Source organism: Pseudoalteromonas sp. SG45-5 (genome assembly GCF_014164085.1).
Lineage (GTDB): Bacteria > Pseudomonadota > Gammaproteobacteria > Enterobacterales > Alteromonadaceae > Pseudoalteromonas > Pseudoalteromonas aliena.
Window position 1 is genome coordinate 25,625 of the sequence record NZ_JACJEM010000035.1, and the last position, 25,981, is coordinate 51,605.

A 25,981-nucleotide genomic window follows, 5' to 3' on the forward strand; every position below is an offset into this window, starting at 1 on the left:
TTTAGCTTCGTTTAGGAAGCTTACCTTCAGAGATAGCAATGTCTAATAAAGTTATAACTTTATCAAACACTTGCTGAGCATTGAGTTCGCTAGTATCGAGCTCTATGGCATCCTCCGCAGGTACAAGCGGCGCAACCGCACGATTCATATCGCGCTCATCACGATCTTGAATGTCTTGTAATAGACCACTCAGTGTAACATCAAGACCGCGCGTATTCAACTCAACAAAACGTCTGCGCGCACGCTCTTGTGCACTTGCTGTTAAATAAATTTTTAACGGTGCATCTTGAAAAACCACAGTGCCCATATCACGACCATCGGCAATTAAGCCATTTTCACTGCGAAATGCACGCTGGCGGCGCAATAATGCTTCACGAACACGAGGTAACGCAGCTACTTTTGACGCAGCTGACCCGACTTCTTCATTACGAATAGTGGTTGTTACATCTTCGCCTTCTAAAATAACTTTTCCAGCATTAGTTTGGCTATCCACCAAAAACTGTACATCTAAGTTTGCAGCGAGCGGCACAAGTGCCTCTTCATTGTCTAATGCTATTTGATGATGAAGTGCTGCAAGGGATAATACGCGATAAATTGCACCGCTATCCAATACATCCCATCCCAACTTTTCGGCTAACAAGCGACAAACAGTTCCTTTACCTGAACCACTTGGGCCATCAACGGTGATCACGGGCATTAATAACGCCTGCATTTAAACCTCCTGCAATGCACACCTAAATAAACCGCGATATTATACGTCAGTTATTAAAATATATCTGCTATTAGTGTGTAACTTTTTATAAATAGTTATAACAGTCCTATTCACTCACTGATGCTAATACATTGAAAAATGTAGGAAATGTTTTATAGGTACACTTCGGATCATTAATCGTTATAGGCTTTCCACCAACGGCTACCATAGCAAAACACATTGCAATGCGGTGATCATCGTAAGTGTCTATTGCTACATCGTTGAAGTGTTTAGGCGGTGTAATTTCTATAAAGTCGTGTCCCTCTACTACCTCAGCACCAACCTTTCTAAGCTCAGTTGCCATTGCGTGTAGCCTGTCTGTTTCTTTTACACGCCAGTTATAAATATTACGGATAGCAGTTGGACCTTTTGCAAAAAGCGCCACTGTTGCAAGAGTCATAGCAGCATCAGGAATTGTATTGGCGTCAATATCTACGCCTTTTAGCTCGCCTTTACGTACAACAAGTCGCTCATCATACCAATCGATTTTGGCACCGACTTGCTCCATGACTTTAGCAAAACCAATATCCCCTTGGACCGATTTAGCACCTACTCCTTTAATTTCAATTTCGCCACCAGCAATCGCTGCTGCTGCCACGAAATAAGAAGCAGAAGATGCATCGCCTTCAACCATAATACGTTCAAGCGATTGATACTGTTGACCACCTTTAACTTTAAACGTTGCATAATCACTGTGTTCAACATTCACACCAAAACGTGCCATTACATCAAGGGTAATATCAATATAAGGCTTAGAGACTAACGTCCCTTTAATTGTAATTTGTGTATCACCATTAAATAACGGTGCAGCCATTAACAAAGCGGTCAAAAACTGACTTGAAATACTGCCATCAATTTCAACATCACCACCTTTTATTTGACCACCTACAATTTTAAGTGGTGGGTAGTCTTTGTGTTTTGTATAAGTAACATCACCACCAAGCGCTTGTAGAGCATCAACCAAGTGCCCTATCGGACGCTCTTCCATACGTGGCTCGCCAATTAGCTCATACTCACCAGCAACGGCAGCAAGCACAGCCGTTAAAGGTCTGTAAGCAGTACCCGCATTACCTAAAAACAACGGCTCACTAGGCGTTTTAAATACACCACCAACGCCCTCAACCGTTGCAACTGTTCGCTCATTGTTTAAAGTAACATTTACACCTAATAACTTTAAAGCGCCCAACATATGACGAATATCATCACTATCGAGCAAATTTTCAACAACGGTTGTACCATTTGCAAGTGCTGCAAGTAACAAAATACGGTTAGATAAACTTTTTGAGCCTGGTAATGTCACGCTGCCGTTTACACGAGAAATAGGGTCTAAACGAAGTTGCTCCATTAACTGTGCTCCTTTGCAAATGCGTCCATAAAACTAACAAGTGCTTGAACACCCTCTAGTGGCATCGCATTATAAATACTCGCGCGCATACCGCCTACAATTCGATGCCCTTCAAGTGCAAGCAAACCCGCATCATTAGATTGAGCTACAAACTTATCATTTAAGCTTTCATCAACAAGCCAAAATGGAACGTTCATACGTGAACGACAATGCTTAGCTACTTTATTTGTATAAAAGCTCGATCCATCAATAAAATCATAAAGTAGCTGCGCTTTAGCTATGTTCTGAACTTCCATGGCTTTTACGCCACCATTTAGCTCTAACCATTCAAATACTTCAGCCGCTAAGTACCACGCAAAGGTGGGAGGTGTATTAAACATGCTGCCTTGTTTTGCTTCCAAGGCGTAATCTAAAATACCGGGTTTAGGAAGACCTTCACGCTCAAGTAATGTTTTACGAACAATAACAATCGAAATGCCCGATGGGCCTATGTTTTTTTGTGCGCCGGCATAAATTAAGTCAAATTTATTTACGTCTATTTCGCGCGATAAAATAGTCGATGACATATCAGCAACAATTGGTGCAGTTGGATGACTCGGCACATCAAAAATCTCTAGGCCATCTACCGTTTCGTTAGGGCAATAGTGAATGTAAGATACATCTTCAGGTAAAACCCAATCAGCAACCTGTTTAATCGAAAACTCACCATTTACATCGTTACGAACATCAATTGAAAGCGTTTTGGTAAATTTGTTAGCTTCATCCGTTGCACTTTTTGACCACACGCCATTTTCACAATAAACAGCAGTTTTGCCATCTTGGTGTAAATTTAATGGCACGGCGCTAAACTGGCCACGACCGCCACCGTGCATAAATAGCACTTCGTATTCGTCACTAATGTTCATCAAGCGTCTAAGGCTTGCCTCACATTTTGCAGTTAATGCTAAAAACTCTTTGCTGCGATGACTCATTTCCATTACAGAAACACCTAGGTCTTGCCAATCTAGAAACTCTTTTTGCGCTTTTTTCATAACCGCTTGCGGTAGCATAGCCGGTCCCGCACAAAAATTATATTTACTCATTACCTTTGCCTCATTCCAGTAATTTAACGACTATGCATGAACCTATAATATCCATCCACTCAATCTCACGATTTTAATGAATAAATATAATCTCATACACTGTTAATTTTTTTCAACAACATTAAAAAAAGCGGCCAAGGCCGCTTTTTCAATCTCAATTATTCTGAAGGAGGATTATCATCCGCTACTTCATCAACAACTGTATCTACTGTTTCAACGTCTTCAATATCAACCAAGTCACTTTGAGTAACTTCAATCTCTTCTATACGTTGTAAACCAACTACTTGCTCTTCGTCAATAGTTCTGATCAAAATAACACCTTGGGTGTTACGTCCAACCGTAGAAACTTCATTAACACGAGTACGTACTAAGGTACCACGATTCGAAATAATCATTATTTCATCGTTGTCGTCAACTTGCACAGCACCAACAACAGCACCGTTACGTTCACTCACCTTAATTGATACAACACCCTGTGTTGCACGACTCTTCGATGGGTAATCTTCAAGTTGTGTACGCTTACCGTAACCATTTTCAGTTACCGTTAAAATAGCACCGTCAGTTTTTGGTACAATTAACGATACTACGCGTTGCTCGTCTGGCATTTTAATACCACGAACACCCGTAGCAGTACGACCCATTGGGCGAACACCTTTGAAGCGAATCTCAGGGTTACCTTCTTCGTCTAATACTGGGTTACCGTTTTCATCAACAACTGTTGTTTCTTCAGCTTCTTTAAAGCGCACAACTTTACCTGCATCAGTGAACAACATAATTTCGTTGCTACCATCGGTAATATCAACCCCAATCAAGCTATCGCCATCATTTAAGTTAACAGCAATAATACCGCTTGCACGTTGACGACTGTAAGCCGTTAATGGTGTTTTCTTAACTGTACCAAATGCTGTTGCCATAAAGATGTATTTATCTTCTGCGTACTCGCGTACTGGCAATATAGCAGTAATACGTTCATCAGCTTCAAGTGGTAACAAGTTAACAATTGGCTTACCGCGCGCTGCACGACTTGCCAGTGGTAACTGATATACTTTAAGCCAATATAAACGACCGGCCGTAGAGAAACATAAAATAGTATCGTGCGTATTTGCAACGAGTAGACGTTCAATGAAATCTTCATCTTTCATCTTCGTTGCTGATTTACCTTTACCACCACGGCGTTGTGCTTCGTAATCAGACAATGCCTGATATTTCACATAACCTTCGTGAGAAAGTGTGACGACAACGTCTTCTTCCGTAATTAAGTCTTCAAGGCTGATATCGTGAGCTGCGGCATTAATTTCTGTACGACGTTCATCGCCGTATTGTGCTTTAATTTCAACTAACTCATCACGAATAACTTCCATTAAACGCTCTGGTGTTGCCAAAATATATAAAAGCTCAGCAATTAAATCTAATAATGTTTGGTATTCACTAAGGATTTTTTCATGCTCAAGACCTGTTAGCTTATGTAAACGTAAGTCTAAGATAGCTTGGGCTTGTTGCTCAGAAATAAAGTACTGACCATCACGAATACCTAAATCGGCAGCAAGCCAATCTGGGCGTGCAACATTATCTTCGCCTGCTTTTTCAAGCATAGCTTGTACATTACCTAATTCCCACGAACGTGCTGTTAGAGCAATTTTAGCTTCAGCAGGCGTGGGGGACTTGCGAATAAGTTCGATAATAGGGTCAATGTTTGCAAGTGCAATAGCTAAGCCTTCTAGCATGTGTGCACGGTCGCGCGCTTTGCGTAAATCAAAAACAGTACGGCGAGTTACTACTTCACGACGGTGAATAATAAACTCTTCAAGCATTTCTTTTAGATTAAAACACTTAGGTTGGTTATTAATTAAAGCAACCATGTTCATACCAAATACAGTTTGTAACTGAGTTTGTGCATATAAGTTATTTAAAATAACTTCGCCTACGTCACCACGTTTGATCTCAATAACGATACGCATACCGTCTTTATCGGATTCATCACGAAGTGCACTAATGCCCTCAATTTTTTTATCTTTAACAAGCTCGGCAATTTTTTCAATTAGACGTGCTTTATTAACTTGATACGGAATTTCGTGCACTATAATTGTTTCACGACCGGTTTTTTCGTCTGTTTCAATCTCTGCACGTGCACGCATGTACACTTTACCACGGCCAGTTTGGTAGGCTTGCTCTATGCCTTTTTTACCGTTGATAATCGCAGCTGTAGGGAAATCAGGACCCGGAATGTAATCCATTAACTCAGTAATCGTTAAATCAGGATTCAAAATAAGTGCTAAACACCCATTCACAACTTCAGTTAGATTGTGAGGTGGTATGTTTGTTGCCATACCTACAGCTATACCCGATGAACCGTTTACTAATAAGTTAGGAACTTTTGTCGGTAAAACGTCTGGGATTTGCTCTGTGCCATCGTAGTTAGGAACGAAATCAACCGTTTCTTTGTCAAGATCGGCTAATAATTCATGCGACATTTTTGCCATACGTACTTCTGTATAACGCATTGCTGCTGCTGAATCACCATCAACCGAACCGAAGTTACCTTGACCATCGACTAACATGTAACGAAGTGAAAATGGCTGCGCCATGCGTACTATCGTGTCGTAAACTGCACTATCGCCGTGTGGATGGTACTTACCGATTACGTCACCGACAACACGTGCCGATTTTTTGTAAGGCTTGTTCCAATCATTACTAAGCTCGTTCATTGCAAACAAAACGCGGCGGTGAACAGGTTTTAAACCATCACGTACGTCTGGTAATGCACGTCCTACAATTACGCTCATCGCGTAATCTAAGTAGGAGTTTTTTAACTCGTCTTCAATATTGACCGGCTGAATGCCATGGGCGAAATCAGTCATTGATATCACATTCCTTCAGTATTTGCTCTCAACAACCCAGTATTAGGCATCAAGAGTATTTGTTATTATTACTAACAGCTATGCTATCACAATTAATTTTAATTTACAGGCGCAAAACTTTGCGATTTATCAATTTTGCCCTATATAATGGCCTCAGATTGACGAGGAAGTATTTTATGACCGAACATCAAAATGTAGATCACGCAGAAATAGCAAAATTTGAAGCCATCGCAGAGCGTTGGTGGGATTTAGAGGGAGAGTTTAAACCTCTTCACGAAATTAACCCGTTACGTTTAGACTTTATAGCGCATAAAACCCAAGGTCTGTTTGATAAAGACACACTCGATGTTGGCTGTGGCGGCGGTATTCTAAGCCAAAGTATGGCGCGTATGGGTGCAAAAGTGACGGGTATCGATATGGGTCAGGAGCCCTTAACTGTTGCTAAATTGCATAGTCTAGAAACCGGTGTAAATGTAGAATACATTAAAGTGCCTGCAGAAGAGTTTGCAACACAGCGCCCTGCTCGCTTTGATGTGATCACCTGCATGGAAATGCTAGAGCACGTTCCAGACCCTGCTTCTATTATTCATGCCGTAGCCGCACTTGCAAAACCAGGCGCAGATGTGTTTTTTTCAACTTTGAACAAAACACCTAAGGCCTACTTATATGCGATTGTTGGCGCCGAAAAGCTGCTGAAAATGGTGCCTGAGGGTACACATGACCATAAAAAGTTTATAAAACCTGCGCAACTGATTGCATGGGCTGAGCAAGCCGGTTTAAAGGTACGTGCAAGTGCGGGGTTATCATATAATCCATTATCAAAACAATATACACTTAACACAGATGTAAGCGTAAATTACATTCTACACTTTGAGAAGTTAGCCTAATGGCGAACTCTCATTTACCTCATATAGAGTACGACGCATTTTTGTTTGATTTAGATGGCACCCTACTCGATACCGCCGACGACTTAGGTGCTGCGCTAAATGCGGTACTTCGCGCACAACAAATGGATGAAGTAACAAGCGATGTATACCGTCTCGCAGCCTCTAATGGAGCGGGTGCACTGTTAGCTGCAGGTTTTAAAGATAAATGGCCTGAGCAGCCACAGGCAGAACTTATAAAACAACTGCTTGATGAATACGCGGCCAGCATAGCAAAACACACCACGTGTTTTAAAGGCGTAGAATCTTTACTTATCGCGCTTGATCAAAAAAAGATCAAGTGGGGGATCATGACCAACAAACCAGGATTTTTAACCGATCCTTTGGTGGCAGCAATCCCCGCTTTAAAAAACGCCAGCGTAGTCATAAGTGGCGATACCTTGGCTGAGGCCAAACCATCACCGCTACCACTACTACATTGTGCAAAGCTTATGGCAGTAAAACCAAACCGTTGTTTGTACATTGGTGATGCACAGCGTGATATACAAGCAGGTAAAGCTGCAGGTATGCACACCGCCACAGCACTTTGGGGTTACATACCCAACAATGAAGAAGCATTAAGCTGGAAAGCTGATTTTAACTGGCAAAGTCCAATTGATGTTTTTAACCATATATAGTGCCATGTTAATTTATAAACACTATATATTGTGATTTAGTCAGTTTTTAGTCAAAGTCTGCTGATAAAAAACTCAGTTACAATTTATTTTTTAAAAGCGCAAATTTAGTAGATCATTAGTTGATTTTTAGAAATTTCAACTTCACCTAATGATCAAAGGTTAATGCTTACTAACACAAGTGTGTTATCCCAAAGTTATCCACAAATAGGGGCAATTATGTCCCTTGCAAAACGACTCAGACCACACTATCTTGTGATCTCTAAATTGAACAACACCAGATATTGTGGCCAAATGTTATTCAATTAAATTCATCAATTTGGTGAAACTTATAATAAATGAGTGCTCCTGCTGTAATTTAAGGAGTACAACATTGGTCAAAATACTAAATCCCCAAGGAATACAGGCAAAGCTATGAACCAACTGTTATCTGTAAGCAAACGTGACGGCCGTAAAGAGCCACTTGATCTTGATAAGATCCATCGCGTTATTGAATGGGCCGCCGAAGGTTTAAATAACGTCTCGGTTTCACAAGTTGAATTAAAATCTCACATTCAATTTTACGATGGTATCCGCACTAAAGACATCCACGAAACCATTATTAAAGCTGCCGCAGATCAGATTTCAAAAGAATCGCCAGATTATCAGTACCTATCAGCGCGTTTAGCTGTATTTCATTTACGTAAAAAAGCGTATGGCCAATTTGAGCCACCGCGTTTATTTGATCACGTAACTAAAATGGTTGGCGATAAGCGCTACGATGCACATTTACTTGCTGATTACACAGAGCAAGAATTTGATGAACTAGATGAATACCTTGATCACTCACGCGATCTAAATTTTAGTTACGCGGCTGTTAAGCAACTTGAAGGTAAATACCTCGTTCAAAACCGTGTAACGGGCGAGATATACGAAAGCGCGCAGTTTTTATATATTTTAGTCGCCGCAAGTCTATTTGCAGACTACCCACGTGAAACACGCGTTTCGTACATTAAGCGTTTTTACGATGCCGTATCGTTGTTCAAAATTTCATTACCTACGCCTATTATGGCAGGTGTACGTACTCCTACTCGTCAGTTTAGCTCATGTGTATTAATAGAGTGTGGTGATAGCCTTGATTCAATCAATGCAACATCCTCTGCCATTGTTAAGTACGTATCACAACGTGCAGGTATTGGTATAAATGCAGGTCGAATTCGTGCGCTAGGTAGTCACATCCGTAACGGTGAAGCTTATCACACTGGCTGTATTCCTTTTTATAAGCACTTTCAAACGGCTGTTAAAAGCTGTTCGCAAGGTGGTGTACGTGGCGGCGCTGCAACATTATTCTACCCGCTTTGGCACTTAGAAGTAGAAAACCTACTGGTTCTTAAAAATAACCGTGGTGTAGATGACAACCGTGTTCGTCACCTAGATTACGGCGTACAATTTAATAAATTAATGTATTCTCGTTTAATTAAAGACGATTACATTACGTTATTTAGCCCATCCGATGTGCCAGGCCTTTACGATGCATTTTTTGAAGACCAAGCGGAATTTGATGCGCTTTACGTAAAATACGAACAAGATGAGTCTATTCGTAAAAAACGCATTAAAGCCATTGAGCTTTTCTCTATGTTTGCGCAAGAGCGTGCAAGTACAGGTCGTATTTATTTACAAAATGTGGATCACTGTAATACACACAGCCCGTTCATTGCTAAAGTTGCGCCTATTCGCCAATCTAACTTATGTTTAGAAATTGCATTACCAACCAAGCCACTTAATAACGTAAATGACGAAGAAGGCGAAATTGCCCTTTGTACACTGTCTGCGTTTAACTTAGGTGCAATAGAATCACTTGATGAGCTTGAAGAGCTAGCTGAGCTTGCGGTGCGTGCCCTTGATAACTTACTTGATTTCCAAGACTACCCAGTACCGGCTGCTAAAAATGCAACTATGGGTCGTCGAACGTTAGGAATAGGTGTCATTAACTACGCATATTACCTAGCTAAAAACGGTAAACGTTATTCTGATGGCAGCGCAAATGCACTGACTCACAAAACATTTGAAGCGATTCAATATTACCTAATGAAGGCATCTAACGAACTTGCTAAAGAGCGTGGTGCATGCCCTAAATTTAACGAAACAACGTACTCACAAGGTATAATGCCAACCGATACGTATAAACGTGATTTAGATAAAATTTGTGATGAGCCACTTCATCTTGATTGGGATACACTACGTGCAAATATTAAAGAGCACGGTATGCGTAACTCAACACTAAGTGCGTTAATGCCATCAGAAACATCGTCGCAAATCTCTAATGCAACAAATGGTATTGAGCCACCACGTGGCCATATTAGCGTTAAAGCAAGTAAAGACGGCATTTTAAAACAAGTGGTACCTGAGTACGAGCGTTTAAAAGATAACTACGAATTACTGTGGGATATCCCATCAAACGATGGTTACTTACAACTTGTGGGCATAATGCAAAAATTTGTTGACCAAACAATATCAGCAAACACAAATTATGATCCAAATAAATTCGAAGGCGGTAAAGTACCTATGCAAGTCTTGTTAAAAGACTTACTGAGCGCGTACAAACTAGGTGTTAAAACCTTGTATTACCACAATACACGCGATGGTGCCTCAGATTCACAAGAAGATACTCCTGACGTGGAAGATGACGATTGTGAAGGCGGCGCGTGTAAAATATAACTGCTGATTTTAATTTTAAGCGGGCATCTAGCCCGCTTTTTCTGATAGTTTTTTGAGTGATAAACATGTCTTATACTACTTTTAGCCGAAACCATAATAATCAAATGCAAGAGCCAATGTTTTTTGGCCAAACTGTAAACGTATCTCGTTATGATCAACAAAAATACCCTATTTTTGAAAAATTAATTGAGAAGCAACTATCTTTCTTTTGGCGTCCTGAGGAAGTAGATGTAAGTAAAGACCGTTTAGACTTTCAAGCTTTACCTGATCACGAAAAGCACATATTTTTAAGTAACTTAAAATATCAAACGTTACTTGATAGCGTGCAAGGGCGTTCGCCAAACGTAGCCCTACTACCTATCGTATCGCTACCAGAACTTGAAACGTGGATAGAAACATGGGCGTTTAGTGAAACAATTCATAGCCGCTCGTACACGCATATTATTCGTAACGTAACGCAAGCGCCTGAACTTATTTTTGATGACATTGTTAGCAACGATAAAATTAGCGAACGTGCTGATGCGGTAACTAAATACTACGACGACTTAATCAACTCTGTATCGCTTTATAATTTATACGGTGAAGGCAAACACGAGATTAATGGTAAAACTGTTCTCGTGAATTTGTTTGAGCTTAAAAAGAAACTTTACCTCGCTATGATGTCGGTAAACATTCTTGAAGCGATTCGCTTTTACGTAAGCTTTGCATGTTCGTTTGCGTTTGCTGAGCGTGAGCTGATGGAAGGTAACGCTAAAATCATCAAGCTTATTGCGCGCGATGAAGCACTACACCTTTCGGGCACTCAGCATATTCTAAACATTATGCAAGACGGTAAAGACGACCCAGAAATGGCGATTGTTGCTGCCCAATGCCGCGACGAAGCAATCAAAATGTTTGTAGAAGCCGCAGAGCAAGAGAAAGAATGGGCAGAATACCTATTCAAAGACGGCTCAATGATTGGTTTAAATAAACATATTCTATGTCAGTACGTTGAATACATCACCAATGCGCGTATGACTGCGATTGGTTTACCAGCACAATTTGAAAACAACAGTAACCCTATTCCATGGATAAACTCATGGCTTGTTTCTGATAACGTTCAGGTTGCACCGCAAGAAGCCGAAATAAGCTCATACCTTGTTGGTCAAATAGACTCTCAAGTTGATGCCTCAGAATTTGGTGACTTTGATTTATAATGAGTGACAGTACAACTGCAAGTATAACTCTTGCACAAAGCAGCCAGCGTATAGAATTTAATACTGGCTGCCCTTCTCTTTTACACTGCTTAGAATCTAAAAAAATAGACGTTGCATTTCAATGCCGTGAAGGCTATTGCGGTGCGTGCAGGGCTATTTTGGTATCCGGTAACGTTGAATATAATGAAGAGCCACTAGCGTTTGTCCGCGAAGGCGAGATCCTCCTATGCTGCTGTAAACCCAACGGTAATATAAGCATTAACTTAAAGTAATACCAATTCGCTTGATTAAGTGGTCTACTTTGAGGTAAGAAAGTCATATCAACAACAAGGCTGAAATTTTAACGCCGTTAGCGTCAGGCTTTATTTCTCTAATTGATTACGTAACCTGAGCTCTGGTTAAGAAATTTACTAACATATTGAACCATAATGATATTTAAATTTATTTTTCTCTAGAGCCTGTTGACCTTTCAGGATTAAAATTTGTTCAATCTAGGGGCGATTTAATCGCGGCGTGAGGTTTGTAACCTAGTGGGCTAAGTAAAAACCGAGCAACAAAGAGTTAATTGCCCCTAGGCAGAGCCCTTCGGGCAGCGCATGTTTGGCATTTATGCTGCGTTATCGCCTATTTATGGGGAATAACCACACTACATAGGCTCTGCCTTGCTTAAATACCAAACAGTCTGCTGCAAATTTAACCTCGAAAGATAAACAGGCCCTAGCCAGAGATTCTCAGTGAAAACATGGCGAATTTATGCGTCAATAGCGGACCTATTGCAAGTAAATTCAACGCAGTTAGCGCTGAAAATAGCTGCTCGAGATAGATTTATTATCCAGAGTTCAGGTTACGTATATTTAAAGCATTAAAAAAGGCGCTTAAAAAGCGCCTTGCTAACAAGTATGTGTGCTTAAAACATATCTTGATAGGAGTTTGTTGTACTAAACGTAATTGCTTTTTCAAAGCCTGGTAACTGAATACTTTGCTCGTCTATTACAATATCGTTGTCGTCAATAAGTCCATCGCCAAAGCGATAAATAAGTTCGTACTGGCCTAAATCTGCTTGTGTTTGATACGTTTTCTGCGAAGCTCTAACCACACTATTTTTCTGAGTGTAGCTAGTCATAACGTCACCACCATGGCGCTTAGCGAGCATTTTCATTGTTACTTTTGGAGAAAGTACGGTCGCTGTTGCATTGTTACCGCCAAAGCCTTTTGAATTTATAAAAGCAATATCCATATCAGCGCATTCGTAATGGCTATTACGAATATCAAGATGATCGCTATAAACGTCGTCTGCTACTTTATCTATTGTGGTAATACCTGGCATAATATTGTGGCTAAATACACCCAAAGCAATCGCTAACTGATCGCCACTTGCAGGGGCAATAGTATGGCCAACGTATGCTTTTGGTGCTGTCACTTTCCAATTATCAATAGCAAACGTTTGTGCCACTTTATGATATATAAGTGACTCTGTTACACGATTTTGCGGAGTACTCGAACCATGCGCTAAAATAAAGCTACGTTCTTGCAGTGCTTCTTTACCTAATAAGCTACTAGCAAGTGCGGCTGATTTTGCCATTGTAATATAGTTACCTGGTCCTGGTGATGTAATCGACTTCTTAACGCCATCTGCATTTACAAACACATCAGGTACGCAGCCCATAATATCAGCGCCCAACTCAAGGGCTAACGCATCATCCATTAAAATTGCAACTTGTGCGCCTTCACCTAATGTAAAGCCGCAGTTATCACCAAATGGTCGGCTACTATTACGGTAATCTGGTTCTTCATCATTTGATAAGTTATCTAAACGACGCAGCCCTTCAACATTTGCAAGTGCACTCATATTACCAAAGCCTTCAACCACTTCGGGTGTAATAGCACACTCAACGCTTGCAACGACTGCAACCCGCGTACGTCCTGCTTGTATGTCGTTAACCGCCGCACGTAAGTTATATAAAAACGTTGCACATGCACCCGAGGTCGAAAACGTAGTACCTACATTGCCTGTAACATAGGCATTAATAAAATCAGTCGACATTGTATTTAAACCCAGTGCTAACTGTTTAGTGCTAACACGGTCGCCTTGTTGGCGCGCTTTTACTAACCCGCCTAGGCCTTTGTCGTCCATTTGGCCAATTACCGATGCTGAATAAGTACCAATTTTATCTGGCTCGACGCTATTCATAATATGCTGCCAATCAAGCCCTGTTGATTTAATCGCATCAGTAGCTGCAAAAATAGTCGCCTGCAAACCACGAGGCTGGTAGCGGCTGTTATACATAACAGACGGATCAAACCCAGTCGGAAATTGCCCAGCAGATTTAATTGGATTATCACGCGTTGAGTTATGCTTAACATCTAAATCGGCTGCAATAGTTACTTTTACTTTTTTGCCTTCAAGTTCTTCAACTTGCCAGCTAGCTGGAACCGGCGTTGGTAAATCGCGAGCGCGCGTTTCAAACACAATTGCGTTATCGCTTGATGCGCTCAGTGTCATTTTTTGCTGCCACGGTGTGGCATCGGCATCAAAGTGTTCTTTTTCAATTTTACGAATAAGTGTACCAGCAATAATTTGCTCACCAAAGCGTGCTTCTATGTCGCTTTGCTCAACATTATTACCTTGTGTATCTTGTAATTGGCCGTTTACAACGCTGACTAGATTCATCAGTGTGGCGAGGCCTAAAAATGTTTCACTCCGGACTTGAGCATTTAAACTATCTAACACGATACGGCGATAACCTTGATGAAAAGAAGTACGGCCAGCGGCGTTAATGCCACCCATGCCTACTATAACGGGTAATGCTGTCATAATTTACCTTTAAAAAACGTGCTATAAGGAGAAAAGGCAGTTTAAATGGATTACGCACTACACATTGTGCTTTAATAGCCAAATATTCAGCACAAAAGGCCAAAACGTACTGGTCGGAGCATTTATATGACTGATAAATACACTAATCCACCTATAAATATTGCTATCGCGGTTTATCCGCATTTATTAGTGACTAGTTTAACGCTACCTATAGAAATGCTAAGAGCCGGCGAGGCCTTTGCTAAAGGCCATCTTGATAAGCAAAGTTTTAGACCGCTTGCTATAAATTTAGTGGCTAAAAATGCAGAATCTATAGCTACTCGCGCAGGCCTTGCAATAAATCCTGATTGCATAACAACCAACGCGCCCTACAGCGATTTAATTATAGTGCCGGGTATTTGGCGAAACCCACGCCCAGTAGTGCGTACAAATCAACACGTAGTTGATTGGCTAAGCGAAAGCTTTAGTGCAGGCAGTCATATAATTGGTGTAGGTACTGGCAACTGCTTATTAGCAGAGGCTGGCTTACTTGATGGGCACCCTGCTACCACCCATTGGCATTACGCCAAACAATTTAGCCATGACTACCCGCAGGTACGTTTAAAGCCCGACTTTTTTATAACCCAGTCAGAGCGGATGTATACAGTAGCGAGTCTTAATGCGCTTGCAGATGTGATCGTGCATATTATTAGCCAGTACTATACAAAAGCCGCCGCGCAGCATGTAGAACGTAATTTTTCACACGAAATACGCAAACCCTACGAAGATCAACGCTACTTAGAAGGTGCAGTTGACCGCCACCCCGATGAGCTAATTGCGCAAATTCAATTTTGGCTAAAAACTAATTTAGCCACCGAGCTAAACTTGCAAGAAGTCGCTGCCCAATTTAGCTTGAGCTACCGTACTTTTACTCGCCGCTTTAGAGCCGCCACTAATCAAAGCCCTATTGAGTATTGGCAACAATTACGCGTAGAAGGTGCGAAGGAGTTATTAGCATCATCAAATTTATCAATTCAAGAAGTGGCTTTAGAAGTGGGATATAATGACCAAGGGCATTTAACCCGCGTGTTCAAAAAAGTATTAAGCCAAACACCCAGTGGCTACAGAAAAGTAGTCAGGCGAAAGCTCTTTGGCTAATTAACCTGAGCTCTGGTTAAGAGATTTACTAACGCATTGAATCATGGTGATATTTAAATTTATTTTCTCTAGCCAGAGATTTTCAGTGAAAACAAGGCGAATTTACGCGTCAATAGCTGGCCTATTGCAAGTAAATTCAACGCAGTTAGCGCTGGAAATAGCTGCTCGAGATAGATTTATTATCCAGAGTTCAGGTTAATTATAGTGCTTGTTCGAATTGTACTAATTTCAATAACACTAAAAAACGCCACTTTTAGTGGCGCTCCGTGTCATCAAACTCTTTTCGATAGTAACGTTTTTGATAGTTTTTTACTTTAGTGTGCACGCCTTTGCTTAAGCTTTTAAATTTAGCTTCGAGTACGTCTACACCATATAAAATACCGACCACCAGCACTGAAAGCTTTATTGCAGGGCCTAAGTTTTCAGTGGCTATCATAACGCCTATTGATGCGAGCACCCAAATAGTCGCGGCTGATGTTACGCCAACTACCGCACCATCTTTTGCGAGCATAACACCAGCCCCTAAAAAACCAATACCTGTAATTATTTGCCCCACTACACGAGAATGATCAATCACATCCCCTTGTAAATTAAACGCAGTGGATAAAAACAAATACGTACCCAAGGTTATTAACGCTGAAGTACGAATGCCTACAGGTTTACCGCGCAATTGGCGCTCTATGCCAATAATGGCACCGCAAAAAGCGGCGGTACCAATAGCTGCCCACGAATACGGGGCTACATCAATTAAATCTAAAAAAGTCACTGTTAACCTTATATTTTATTAGCTATAGCCACCGCCGTTCTTAAACGTTGGCTACCAAATGCTGACATTTTACTAAAATCACTTCGTGCAATAGGTACATATTGGCAATCTATTGCGAGCTGTTTGTCGTTACCAGGCTCACAAAAAGGATCGTGAACATACACGCAATGCTCATCAAGGTGCGTAACACACACCCAATGTGGCGATTTTTTACCATCAAAACTGTATGTACTAATTAATAACAGCACACTAAAGCCTTTACTTAACCACTGCTCAATATGCTCAAGCTCTACATCTTTATGCGTAAGCGGTATATTTTCCTGTGCAATACCATCTACAAATTGCTGATGCACGGTGGCAAGTACCACTTTTTTGTTTTCGTTACGAACGCCATCTAAAAACAAAGGCTCTGTGGTATTAACCATTACTTCGCTTTTAAAGCCCCGCTTATTAGCCGCAAGTGCCAAACCAAACGGATGGCAACCACCATGACCCGATGTCATAAAAATGGTAGTACCTTCACGCCAAAGCGCAAGCTCATGCGATTGGGTAAGCTCAGTTGTTGGCTCAAGTGCCCCCATTGCCATTAATAGCGCAGCAGGTCCGCACGTAAACTCGGTAGTTTGCTGATACCACGGCGTTAAACGCGCCACTTTTAACTCACTCGTTTGCCGAATGTTTTTTTGCATTCGTAGTGCGTCACTGTGGTCATCGTAATAATCGCTATATTGACCAAACACTCTGTAACCCAAGCTTTTATAAAGCCCTATCGCACCTTCGTTATTTACAGCCACCTCTAAACGAAGGTAAATACGCCCACGCTCACACGTTTCTTTTTCAAGGCTAGTAAGCAATGCCTTTGCAATTCCCTTTCCTTGCATTGTGGGTTTTACAGCAAGCGAATATAAACGCCCTAAACGCGTGCCTTTATGGCACCACACTAGCCCGTAACCACATAGTTGCTCGCCATTTTCTGCAACGAGTAAAATACCGTGCTTAGCACTTAGCCAGCGCTTTAGACTGCGCGGGCTCAATTTATCGTTATTAAAGCAGGCGTTTTCAACGTCAATCAGTGCATTTAAATCGCTGCCAAGCGCCTTTCGAATAACAAGGTTGCTCATGTTATTACCCACGGCCTCGTGCTTCTAAGCGTTGTTTAAACTCATCCATAATGATCATATATAGCTCGTCGCCTAAATAGCCGTCTTCTACCTTGTGATCAATACTTGGGTTGTCGTTTACTTCAAGCACGTATGCTTTGCCTTGGTGCTCTTTAACATCAACGCCATATAAACCCCTACCTACCGTTTTACACGCTTTTAATGCGGCATCTAATACCGCTTTTGGTAACTCAAAGGTTGGCAATGTTTCAAAGCCACCAGAGAAAAATCGTTTCGCGTCGTGGTTATAAATTTGCCAATGGTTACGCGCCATTAAATAGCGGCATGCATAAATTGCACGGCCGTTTAACACACCCACTCGCCAATCGTATTCGGTATACATGTACTCTTGTGCAAGCACTAATGCGCTAAACTCAAACAGCTCTGTAAGCTTAGCTGCTAGCTCATCACGGTTTGAAACTTTAAACACACCTTTTGAGAATGACCCTTCAGGCATTTTTAAAACAAGCGGATACGTAAACGCTTCTTCTAGCTGCTCAAGCGTTTCATTTGACTGATCAGCCACTACAACCGTTTTTAAACTTGGCACTTTTTGATAATTAAACGCATCGTGTAAATACACTTTATTACAACAACGTAAAATAGACTCAGCGTCGTCAATAACCACTAAACCAAGGCTTTGCGCTTTGCTTGCAAGGCGGTACGTTGGATGGTCAATCGCTGTAGTTTGGCGAATAAATAACGCATCAAACTGGGCAATGTTATCAATTTCGTCAAAGCTTAATGCTTGTGCATTAATACCGTGTTTAGCCGCTGCTTTAATAAAACGTGCAATGGCGTCTTTATCACTCGGTGGTACTTTTTCATTATGATCAACAAGTATTGCCATGTCCCATCTAAAACGACGTTGCACCGCACCAATTCGCCACTGCGTTTTAGTAAAGTTATCTAGCTTGGCTACAAATTCGCTGTACTGTTGCTCGCTTAAAGACGACAAAGACCGTTGTTGCAATAAGCCTTGCTCATCAACAAATAAAATAGGCGCCGGGTATTGTTTAAATACCGACTTTGCCGCTTTTGATTGTAAATCGTTTTGGGCATTACCAAAGTAAAGTGTGCCATCTATTTGGCCCACATTTAACATAGGAGCTTGGCCACTACGAAGTGCATTAATGGTTTTTACACTGGGTAAAACTTGGTGCTTGCGCGCCTCTGCAAGTAACGAGCAATAGTAACCTTTGCTCAAGTATTGGCTTGAGTCGCACAGATTAATAATGCGTGTTTTTGGCTCATTTTGTTTTGGGTAATCACGTAAATAACTATTAAACGTAATTACATTTTCGAACGATTGAGCAAGCGTTTGCTCGTTGTTATCAACCACAATTAAGGTTTTAAACACGACTTTTCCTAGTTAAGTCAAAATATAAAAAGCATGCTTAGTAAAATACTAAGCATTATAAATAGAAACACCCATCGTACTAAGTGGGCATTGCGCGTATCACTTAATATGATGGGTGCTTTAACAGGTACCTACTGTACGAGTTAGCGCTTAAATTGCTTAAGCGACATGTGCTTTATATGCCCTTTTTTAAAAACGCACAAACGAGATATTTTTAGCGTGAAGATGAAAAATATTGATTAACTATATTTTCTAACTAATGCAGATTAAAATACGCAAAACAATACCTTAAGAGAGTTAGAAATGTCGCTGCCTGCTTGCCCAAAATGCCACTGTGAATATGTTTACGAAGACCAACAACTGCTTGTTTGCCCCGAATGCGCTCATGAGTGGAACCCAGATAACACACACGATGAAGCCGTTATTTTAGTTAAAGATGCCAATGGCACTGTGCTAAGTGATGGCGACAAAGTGACAGTAGCCAAAGATTTAAAAATTAAAGGCAGCTCGCAAGTAATTAAAATTGGCACCAAAGCGGTCGTTAGAAGAGTGCTTGATAAAAAAGATCACGAACTTGATTGTAAAGTAGAAGGCATTGGCGAAATGATGGTAACTGCAAAGTTTGTGAAAAAGGCGAACTAAAATAGGATAACCTGAACTCTGGATAATAAATCTATCTCAAGCAGCTATTTTAAGCGCTAACTACGTTGAATTTACTGAAAATCTCTGGCTAGAGAAAATAAGAAGGTGAATTTTTCGTATCACCTTCACACAACTTGTATACTAGGTATCTGTTTTAGCTAAACCATTTCTATAAATAAAGCTAAATACATGCCCGAGTATTTCTTTGTGTATTTTTTTGCGATCGACACCGTCTCGATCCTTGCACAAATATACGCCTTTTACTTTACGTTCTGAGTCACATTTATCAATGTATACAAAATGACCTGCGTTTTGTTCAATACCGACTAAATTCGCACCTTGAATATGCTCCGCATAATATTTGGAATGTGTGCTGTACGGTAGAAAGTCATTCTCTATGGAGCCTAAAATTAGGGTAGGAACATTTATGTTAGCTAGGCTCTGTTCGCTAACGGCATGTCCCAAGGCCGGATCTAAGGCAATAACAGCTGCAACTCGCTCGTCTTGCATTTTTTCTTGTAGCAAACCAATCTTTTTTAACATATCTTTATTCATTGGCTTACGCTTATTTTGCTGTCCATAGTCACAGCCTCTATCATCTTTTGCCTTCTCTAACGAACAATAAGCTTGCGACTTACCTTCCTCTAAAATAGCTCCCGCCATTGCTAAAGAGGTAAAACCGCCCGAAGAATGACCAAACATTATTACATTGTCCGTTTTAAGCGAGGTATTAAATAGCCCGCCTTCAGATAAACTATCAATTGCAAAACTTACATCTTCAGATCGCTGCCAGAAGCGCATAGCCGAACTCGGATCAATATTTTGAGCTCCATAAACCCATGACTCACCAAAATGTGCAACTCCAGCAACAACCCAACCTTGTGATGCCAATGCATAACCCAGCCAGTTCATTTCACGGGGAGAACCAAATGCTCCGTGAGAAATAATCGCAACCCGCTGATTTTTTTGCTTGGGTGATAAGCAAACCTTTGCTTCGCAAAGCTCTACACCACCTTGATACCAAAACTTGATTTTAACGGGTCGGTTAACTTTGTGGTTAAAAAAATCCACTTCTGCTGTCTTAAGCTCCATAGCACTGCCAGAAATGGCTTGAGCACTGAAAAAAAGAATAAATAACATAATGCAGGCACAACAAAGTCTAGTTATATTTAGGTTCATAGTTCTCTCTATTTATTTTTAATTGTACATTCTATACCTAAAATATACGTGCATTATTAAGACTGAGCTGTGCAGAAAGTGCGGTTTTTTTTAAGAAACGTCACTTTTAGCCTAATGTTAACTTTTCTTTTTTTCAGCAGAGTTTTCTACTGCAAAATACAGCTCCGTTTTAAGTGCTTCAGGCTTAGTTTCCATTGGGTTATTCAGATATAGCTGCACAATTTGTTGATCTTTAAGCTTGATGTTATTAGGTAGTACCCATTGGGCATAAATCTGCGAAATAGTTTGCCACATGCAATCGTGTGGCCCTGTATGTGTAAAACAGGCCCATCGGCCTGCCTGCCACTTAAAAGTTTCTAATTTCGCATGGTGAGTAGAGAGTCCCTCAACAAAGCCAGCAAAAAAACGGCTTTGTGTCTGCTCGCCTGCCCACGGATTATCAACAGAAACACCTATAGGCTGTAACTCTGTATAACTTAAAAGCTCAGCCATAGTACCTAGACGCCCAAATAGTTCTCCAGCCACTGTTGAGAAAGATTGCTCATTAAAACCTTTACCATAAAAACCGAATACTTTTCGCTCAGGTAATGTTTTCCAGACGGGTAACAATTTTTGATCAGTTTTTAGTTTCCTAGGCTTTAGGCTACCAGCACGGTCATTGTTCGGTAAATTCCCTTGAATTATATCGCTTGGCATAACAGAGAAGTTCTTTTTAAACACCCTTGAAAAGGATGAAGGAGAATCATAGCCGACGCTAAGAGCAACATCGATAATATTGTGGTTTCCTTGTTTAATTAAATGTAAGGCTTTTTCGAGTTTATGCCGCTGAATAAACTCACCCAACGGGTAACCCGTCGCCGCAAAAAATATGCGATTAAAGTGATACTTAGAGAAGCCTGTATAATTTGCCAAACTATCCAAGCTAATAGCCTGATCGCTATGATCATAAATATACTGTCCGACTTGGCTAATGATTTTTGCGTTTTTGTTGTTTGAAGTATCTACCACGGTATTGACCCAACTTCCACAGTGTAAAATCTAACAGTCATATCACTTAACTGTATGCAAACGAGCCAGTTGATTAACTCGCTTAAATTTATTTTTATTAATGTCTCAACCATAGACGAGTTCCTCTTTTGATTCAATCGGATACGCCGTGAAATATTAAAAGAGGATTGGGTGTTGTTTTAATATGGGGTTTAGGTGGTGTTACAGGTGTTAAAGTACTTATTTGAGGTGATATTTATAGGTGTTATCCTAATTAGTTTTGTACTTTATCTAAAGGAAAGCAGGCTCACTACCCCAGACTTTATCTCTATTATAAAAAGTTGTTGCGGACTATCATTCAAATTTTATTTTATCCGTAAATCCTCATTTTCATGTGATCCAGTGTTTATAAAACAGATTAACCCTCCCTGTTCTAATTGGCGATTTCTGTAATAATTATAATGAGTGTCATCCTAACGTCCTACTAATAAAAAGCGTATGATGAATGGTATGGTAGCCGGAGGTTAAATACCTCCGGCTACCCAGTTAGCAGTATATTATTCCGATTTAGCCATTTTCGCATAATTTGCAGTTATTTTCGTTCCATGCTCCACTCTAGTAATTGAAGCTTTATCGATATAAATAATTGAGTTCTCCAAATGAATTTTAACGCTTCCATGAGCAATTGATGGGGTTTCAGTTTCCCACTTTGAATCTATTAATAGCTCAAAGGTAACATCGTTTGGTAAGAATATTTCAACATTTTTACTATACACGTGATAATCATTACTACTAGACGACTGTACATTTTCGGCTCTAATTACAAAATTTGACGCCATAGACGATGAAGTTAAAAGCAAGGAACTACCAAATAAAGCTAAGATAAATGAACACGCAACTGCAATTTTTGGCTTGGGCTTGCTTTGAGTTGACTCTATTTCAATTTTAAATAACTCATTTACATCTAGTTCAAAACAAGATGCTAATGCCTTTACTGTATCCAAAGAACCAGAGCCATTATTTTCTACTCTTTGTATTGTTCTTAAACTTACAACACTTGCATCAGCTAAGTGCTGCTGACTCCAAGCTCTCAATTTACGTTCATGTATGACTTTTTCAGAATTTATTTTCATTTCCATTTTTATTTCTCACAAGAATATATTGAAAAGATATCTTGGTGCGAAATTCCTTTTTTATATACGACATGTTTACGTCAATTTAACGACAGATGCCTGCCATACTGCTAACGAGCCTGTTGATTAACTTATTTTTATTTTTTTGATAAACAAACCATAGCTGAGTTCCTATTTTGATTCAATATATTACTGTACTTTTACGCAGCATATAAAGAAGTGTTTGATATTGTTTTAATTGGCATTTTGGAAGGGATTACAGGTGTCTGAGTGGCTTATTTGAGGTTAAAAGGGCTTCCCCTTCTTAATGGCATCGTGTTTTGCAGTTTTTCTATATTATGAACAAGGCAATACAGTTGCCGCAGCGTAAACTAAAGGCATTCACTTTCACTTGACCTCGTAAGGTCAATTTATTCATGCCTTTGTTCACTGTAATGTTCCGCTTTTCATTTAAATAAAAGCAGGCTCACTACCCCAGACTTTATCTTTATTATAAAAAGTTGTTACGGACTATCTATTCAAATTTGATTTTATCTGTAAACCCTCATTTTCATGTGATCCTTGTTTATAAAGCAGATTAACCTCCCTGTTCTAATTGGCGATTTCTGTAATAATTATAATGAGTGTCATCCTAACTTCTTATACTAACTTCTTATACTTTCTTGGTCGAAAGTTCGGATCTCGGAACAGACATTTAGTTCAATTTCTTAAACGAGATTCAGATTAGTTATTATCGAAATAAAAAACCATCAAGCTTTGATGGTTTTTTGTGACTTTCATACCATATTTAAAGCATAAAGATTACTTTTTGATAATCCTCCTATCAAAAGACAATTTTGCTGCTAATAAAACATGATCAGCTCCCAAACGGAAAGTAACATACAGGTATTTCTCAACAAGTTCTTTTTATTTCTATAAAGATGCTTTTCGTAAAATAGCGCTATAGTTAAAATTGCCATTTGCAACAGGCTGTGCCCCGCAATATGCATTGCAATCATAATATGCGCACAGGTTTGAACACATTTTACACCCTCATCAAAACCTATTCTCAGAATATCTATATCGGCTTTTAGACCAGTTATCCTAGGAGCCCAAATACTACCGCAAGCTGTGAGCAATCGAATCCTAAACTTTGCATTGCACAAAAAACCAGCCAGTGCGTATGCAATCGCAGCAACAGGAAAGCCTTCAAACATCATTGTCAAAGATGAATCAGCCAACAACGCTGTTAAATACAGCAGCACTAAACCAAATATAAACCAAATAAGAGAGTAGCCAAAAATGAACACAACTAAACTTCTTGATTGTCTTGTCAATGGTATTCGATTTACTATCGAGCGGATTGTACCGCTAGTCATTGGAAGCATCATTGCATAAACCATAACCATCCAATCGAATGCCAGTTTCAACAAAGAAGACTCTGTATTTGCATGCATATCATGGTGCATATGTTGTTGATGAGGTGCATTCCCTATACTCAATTGCTGCCATACATAATAAACCCAAAGCAAAGCAGCAAATATAAGTACAGACCAATGTGGGTTAGCTACTTTTAAGTAACTAACCCTTCTTCTAGAGGAGGTAAGCATAGCGTATTATCAAACCTCAGCTTTAATACTTACTCGACCTACTATTACATTGGCCTCACCAAGCTCCCTATTCGGCTCAATTTCAATTCGTAAGTCTTCAATTTTCCAACCCGATTGCTTACGAAGTTGTTCAAGTGCTTCGGTAGCATCAAGCTCGACATTAAGACCAGTTCCCGCATGACGTACACTTGCTGTAGAAGCCTGTGTTAAACCAAACAACCCAATTTTACCTACGAAAACACGCTCGGAACTTGCAAACGTTTTCACAAACACGTTAACAGGCCCAACTACACCCGAACCTGTAATGTTATCTAGAGCGATAATAACTTGGCTCGACCTTTGAGTAGTTAAAGTGGCCAATGCAGATACTTTAGCAACCTGTTGCTTTTCTGGTAGGAACTCAAGTTTTGCAGACGTCGATTTCGAATTCAACGAGAAAGACTTTATTGTTGCAGCAATAGTGTCAAACATTTCGTTTCCTTCCAATGAAATCAATGCAGATACCTTATTACCATCATGCGACTTCACATCAGGATAATTCTCACTATAGGTGTACCCAAGCGCCTCTGTAGACAATACATCCTTAACTTTAACACTTACAGGGCTAGCTTTAGCATCATGAAAATCAAATGCTTGATCAAGCCAACTAGAGTCGCTAGTGTTCTCTCGACCTCGGTCAATCCAGCTCTGCCATAAGCGGTCAATGTTTGCGTGATGTAACCAAAAAATAGGATCTAAAGCCGCTGTATTTGGATCACCCATCGCTCCGCCAATATCAACATGGATCAAGTTGTGCGGGTTATTTTCTAATTTACCAAAAGTGCCTGAATCGTGACTAAACCCAGTTTTAACACCTCCAAAACTTTGTGAAGGTTGCACAGTTGTGAAGTGTTCTAGTGCAAGAGCCACTTCACAACTCGCATCCTGTTTAGAGCTGAGCGTATATTGCGCTCTTTCTTCCATCCATAATCCAGTAAAGTCAGGGGTTGGCTGTTTTGTGCCAAATTCTGTAGGTAAGTTTAACGCTTGCAGTTGCTGATCATCATTGAGCGCAGGGTTATTTGCATCACAGTAGTTCCAGTAAGGTAAAGTCCAATTTTCAGGTCCACCTAACTCTATAACCGTTTTTGCCACAATCGCTTCAAAAAATTGCAGATACATTCTATGCCAAGGTAAAAAATACCATGTACCATGCTGACATTGTTGCCAAAATTGGCTGTGTACAAGCGAATTAGGTGGTGGGAAGCCTTGGGCTTGCTGCCAAATGCTAAACTGACTCCAACTTTCGCTTGGAGCTAAGTTAGTACTTTTATCTAATCCATAACCATGAATAGCACCTTGATACCACCAACTTGTTGGATCAGTAATATCTTTTTTCTTCATTGCTTCTACTGCTCTTGAATACCAAAGTAGTGTATCGTCAGTTATTTCACTGACATTTTTCCTTACACGCATCGAAGTCACTCCGTCTAGTAAATTAAAAGTATGTTAAATGTAAGCTAAATTATTTCTAGCCGGCTTAAAATATAGCAGCTTATTACCAATTGATATTACAATGCATTACACGTACTTTGGTTAGCACGACTAAACTAGACAGCCAATCTAATTGAAAAACAAAACTGTTCCATTCAATCTACTTTTTAGGTTAATAATTTATCTTTTATCGCTAGGTTATTTTCATCCACAAAATAAGTCATTAACTCCATTAGACCTGAATTACGCACAT

General features: G+C 40.2%; 20 protein-coding genes. 7 read left to right on the plus strand and 13 right to left on the minus strand.

Features of this window, described 5'->3' with window-relative positions:
* Position 1: 1 nt before the first annotated feature.
* The 4 genes from cmk to gyrA all read right to left on the minus strand — a co-directional run bounded on the left by cmk (position 2) and on the right by gyrA (position 6,036).
* Complete coding sequence (gene cmk / locus H5119_RS12385; protein ID WP_138584908.1) at positions 2-712, minus strand: (d)CMP kinase; 711 nt, start codon at positions 710-712, stop codon at positions 2-4.
* 106 nt (positions 713-818) lie between these two features.
* Entirely contained in the window at positions 819-2,096 is a 1,278-nt protein-coding gene (aroA, locus tag H5119_RS12390; RefSeq protein WP_182702449.1) for a 3-phosphoshikimate 1-carboxyvinyltransferase, read from the minus strand.
* Positions 2,096-3,178 (minus strand): 3-phosphoserine/phosphohydroxythreonine transaminase, encoded by a 1,083-nt coding sequence (gene serC / locus H5119_RS12395; RefSeq protein WP_182702450.1) that lies wholly within the window; start codon positions 3,176-3,178, stop codon positions 2,096-2,098. Before serC ends, aroA begins: the two co-directional genes overlap by 1 nt.
* A 158-nt stretch (positions 3,179-3,336) precedes the next feature.
* Positions 3,337-6,036 carry a DNA gyrase subunit A gene (gene gyrA, locus H5119_RS12400; RefSeq protein WP_182702451.1) on the minus strand — a complete coding sequence of 900 codons (2,700 nt, stop codon included), beginning with the start codon at positions 6,034-6,036 and terminating at the stop codon, positions 3,337-3,339.
* A 176-nt stretch (positions 6,037-6,212) separates the two neighbouring features.
* Here gyrA and ubiG point away from each other — a divergent pair, with 176 nt between their 5' ends.
* From ubiG to yfaE, 5 genes are all read left to right on the plus strand, one after another.
* On the plus strand, positions 6,213-6,923 hold the full coding sequence (ubiG, locus tag H5119_RS12405; RefSeq protein ID WP_182702452.1) for a bifunctional 2-polyprenyl-6-hydroxyphenol methylase/3-demethylubiquinol 3-O-methyltransferase UbiG: 711 nt from the start codon (positions 6,213-6,215) through the stop codon (positions 6,921-6,923).
* A complete protein-coding gene (locus tag H5119_RS12410) occupies positions 6,923-7,597 on the plus strand; it encodes an HAD family hydrolase (protein WP_182702453.1) in 675 nt (224 codons plus the stop codon). Before ubiG ends, H5119_RS12410 begins: the two co-directional genes overlap by 1 nt.
* A gap of 411 nt (positions 7,598-8,008) precedes the next feature.
* Positions 8,009-10,291 (plus strand): class 1a ribonucleoside-diphosphate reductase subunit alpha, encoded by a 2,283-nt coding sequence (nrdA, locus tag H5119_RS12415; protein WP_138584913.1) that lies wholly within the window; start codon positions 8,009-8,011, stop codon positions 10,289-10,291.
* A gap of 65 nt (positions 10,292-10,356) precedes the next feature.
* Positions 10,357-11,487 (plus strand): class Ia ribonucleoside-diphosphate reductase subunit beta, encoded by a 1,131-nt coding sequence (gene nrdB, locus H5119_RS12420; protein WP_182702454.1) that lies wholly within the window; start codon positions 10,357-10,359, stop codon positions 11,485-11,487.
* Positions 11,487-11,759 (plus strand): class I ribonucleotide reductase maintenance protein YfaE, encoded by a 273-nt coding sequence (gene yfaE, locus H5119_RS12425; RefSeq protein WP_077537971.1) that lies wholly within the window; start codon positions 11,487-11,489, stop codon positions 11,757-11,759. Before nrdB ends, yfaE begins: the two co-directional genes overlap by 1 nt.
* 635 nt (positions 11,760-12,394) lie before the next feature.
* Here yfaE and H5119_RS12430 read toward each other — a convergent pair.
* Positions 12,395-14,302 carry a beta-ketoacyl synthase gene (locus H5119_RS12430; RefSeq protein ID WP_182702455.1) on the minus strand — a complete coding sequence of 636 codons (1,908 nt, stop codon included), beginning with the start codon at positions 14,300-14,302 and terminating at the stop codon, positions 12,395-12,397.
* 126 nt (positions 14,303-14,428) lie between these two features.
* Here H5119_RS12430 and H5119_RS12435 point away from each other — a divergent pair, with 126 nt between their 5' ends.
* On the plus strand, positions 14,429-15,439 hold the full coding sequence (locus tag H5119_RS12435; protein WP_138586149.1) for a GlxA family transcriptional regulator: 1,011 nt from the start codon (positions 14,429-14,431) through the stop codon (positions 15,437-15,439).
* A 253-nt stretch (positions 15,440-15,692) separates the two neighbouring features.
* Here H5119_RS12435 and H5119_RS12440 read toward each other — a convergent pair whose 3' ends face one another.
* From H5119_RS12440 to H5119_RS12450, 3 genes are read right to left on the minus strand one after another with little or no spacing between them, the layout of a single operon-like run.
* The gene (locus tag H5119_RS12440; protein WP_182702456.1) at positions 15,693-16,205 is read right to left on the minus strand and encodes an MgtC/SapB family protein; all 513 of its coding nucleotides are present in this window, start codon (positions 16,203-16,205) and stop codon (positions 15,693-15,695) included.
* An 8-nt stretch (positions 16,206-16,213) separates the two neighbouring features.
* Entirely contained in the window at positions 16,214-17,326 is a 1,113-nt protein-coding gene (locus H5119_RS12445; protein ID WP_182702457.1) for a GNAT family N-acetyltransferase/peptidase C39 family protein, read from the minus strand.
* A 4-nt stretch (positions 17,327-17,330) separates the two neighbouring features.
* Complete coding sequence (locus H5119_RS12450) at positions 17,331-18,725, minus strand: RimK family protein (protein ID WP_182702458.1); 1,395 nt, start codon at positions 18,723-18,725, stop codon at positions 17,331-17,333.
* 303 nt (positions 18,726-19,028) lie between these two features.
* On the opposite strand from H5119_RS12450, the gene H5119_RS12455 reads away from it, so the two are divergent.
* Complete coding sequence (locus tag H5119_RS12455; RefSeq protein WP_077537975.1) at positions 19,029-19,367, plus strand: zinc ribbon domain-containing protein YjdM; 339 nt, start codon at positions 19,029-19,031, stop codon at positions 19,365-19,367.
* A 141-nt stretch (positions 19,368-19,508) separates the two neighbouring features.
* On the opposite strand, the gene H5119_RS12460 is transcribed toward H5119_RS12455, so the two are convergent.
* The 5 genes from H5119_RS12460 to H5119_RS12480 all read right to left on the minus strand — a co-directional run bounded on the left by H5119_RS12460 (position 19,509) and on the right by H5119_RS12480 (position 25,710).
* Positions 19,509-20,459: a hypothetical protein gene (locus tag H5119_RS12460; protein ID WP_220492851.1), complete on the minus strand. Its 951-nt coding sequence runs from the start codon at positions 20,457-20,459 to the stop codon at positions 19,509-19,511.
* Between the two features lie 204 nt (positions 20,460-20,663).
* Complete coding sequence (locus H5119_RS12465) at positions 20,664-21,554, minus strand: GyrI-like domain-containing protein (RefSeq protein ID WP_182702459.1); 891 nt, start codon at positions 21,552-21,554, stop codon at positions 20,664-20,666.
* 536 nt (positions 21,555-22,090) lie between these two features.
* Entirely contained in the window at positions 22,091-22,672 is a 582-nt protein-coding gene (locus H5119_RS12470; protein WP_182702460.1) for a helix-turn-helix transcriptional regulator, read from the minus strand.
* A gap of 836 nt (positions 22,673-23,508) precedes the next feature.
* Entirely contained in the window at positions 23,509-24,255 is a 747-nt protein-coding gene (locus H5119_RS12475) for a DUF2182 domain-containing protein (protein ID WP_182702461.1), read from the minus strand.
* A gap of 9 nt (positions 24,256-24,264) precedes the next feature.
* Entirely contained in the window at positions 24,265-25,710 is a 1,446-nt protein-coding gene (locus tag H5119_RS12480; protein WP_182702462.1) for a tyrosinase family protein, read from the minus strand.
* Positions 25,711-25,981 lie beyond the last annotated feature (271 nt).

What these genes read in the sequence shown, in the direction of transcription:
- cmk (WP_138584908.1), bottom strand. Translation starts at nt 712, where the DNA reads ATGCAGGCGTTATTAATGCCCGTGATCACCGTTGATGGCCCAAGTGGT.
- aroA (WP_182702449.1), bottom strand. Translation starts at nt 2,096, where the DNA reads ATGGAGCAACTTCGTTTAGACCCTATTTCTCGTGTAAACGGCAGCGTG.
- serC (WP_182702450.1), bottom strand. Translation starts at nt 3,178, where the DNA reads ATGAGTAAATATAATTTTTGTGCGGGACCGGCTATGCTACCGCAAGCG.
- gyrA (WP_182702451.1), bottom strand. Translation starts at nt 6,036, where the DNA reads ATGACTGATTTCGCCCATGGCATTCAGCCGGTCAATATTGAAGACGAG.
- ubiG (WP_182702452.1), top strand. Translation starts at nt 6,213, where the DNA reads ATGACCGAACATCAAAATGTAGATCACGCAGAAATAGCAAAATTTGAA.
- H5119_RS12410 (WP_182702453.1), top strand. Translation starts at nt 6,923, where the DNA reads ATGGCGAACTCTCATTTACCTCATATAGAGTACGACGCATTTTTGTTT.
- nrdA (WP_138584913.1), top strand. Translation starts at nt 8,009, where the DNA reads ATGAACCAACTGTTATCTGTAAGCAAACGTGACGGCCGTAAAGAGCCA.
- nrdB (WP_182702454.1), top strand. Translation starts at nt 10,357, where the DNA reads ATGTCTTATACTACTTTTAGCCGAAACCATAATAATCAAATGCAAGAG.
- yfaE (WP_077537971.1), top strand. Translation starts at nt 11,487, where the DNA reads ATGAGTGACAGTACAACTGCAAGTATAACTCTTGCACAAAGCAGCCAG.
- H5119_RS12430 (WP_182702455.1), bottom strand. Translation starts at nt 14,302, where the DNA reads ATGACAGCATTACCCGTTATAGTAGGCATGGGTGGCATTAACGCCGCT.
- H5119_RS12435 (WP_138586149.1), top strand. Translation starts at nt 14,429, where the DNA reads ATGACTGATAAATACACTAATCCACCTATAAATATTGCTATCGCGGTT.
- H5119_RS12445 (WP_182702457.1), bottom strand. Translation starts at nt 17,326, where the DNA reads ATGAGCAACCTTGTTATTCGAAAGGCGCTTGGCAGCGATTTAAATGCA.
- H5119_RS12455 (WP_077537975.1), top strand. Translation starts at nt 19,029, where the DNA reads ATGTCGCTGCCTGCTTGCCCAAAATGCCACTGTGAATATGTTTACGAA.
- H5119_RS12460 (WP_220492851.1), bottom strand. Translation starts at nt 20,459, where the DNA reads ATGGAGCTTAAGACAGCAGAAGTGGATTTTTTTAACCACAAAGTTAAC.
- H5119_RS12470 (WP_182702460.1), bottom strand. Translation starts at nt 22,672, where the DNA reads ATGGAAATGAAAATAAATTCTGAAAAAGTCATACATGAACGTAAATTG.
- H5119_RS12475 (WP_182702461.1), bottom strand. Translation starts at nt 24,255, where the DNA reads ATGCTTACCTCCTCTAGAAGAAGGGTTAGTTACTTAAAAGTAGCTAAC.
- H5119_RS12480 (WP_182702462.1), bottom strand. Translation starts at nt 25,710, where the DNA reads ATGCGTGTAAGGAAAAATGTCAGTGAAATAACTGACGATACACTACTT.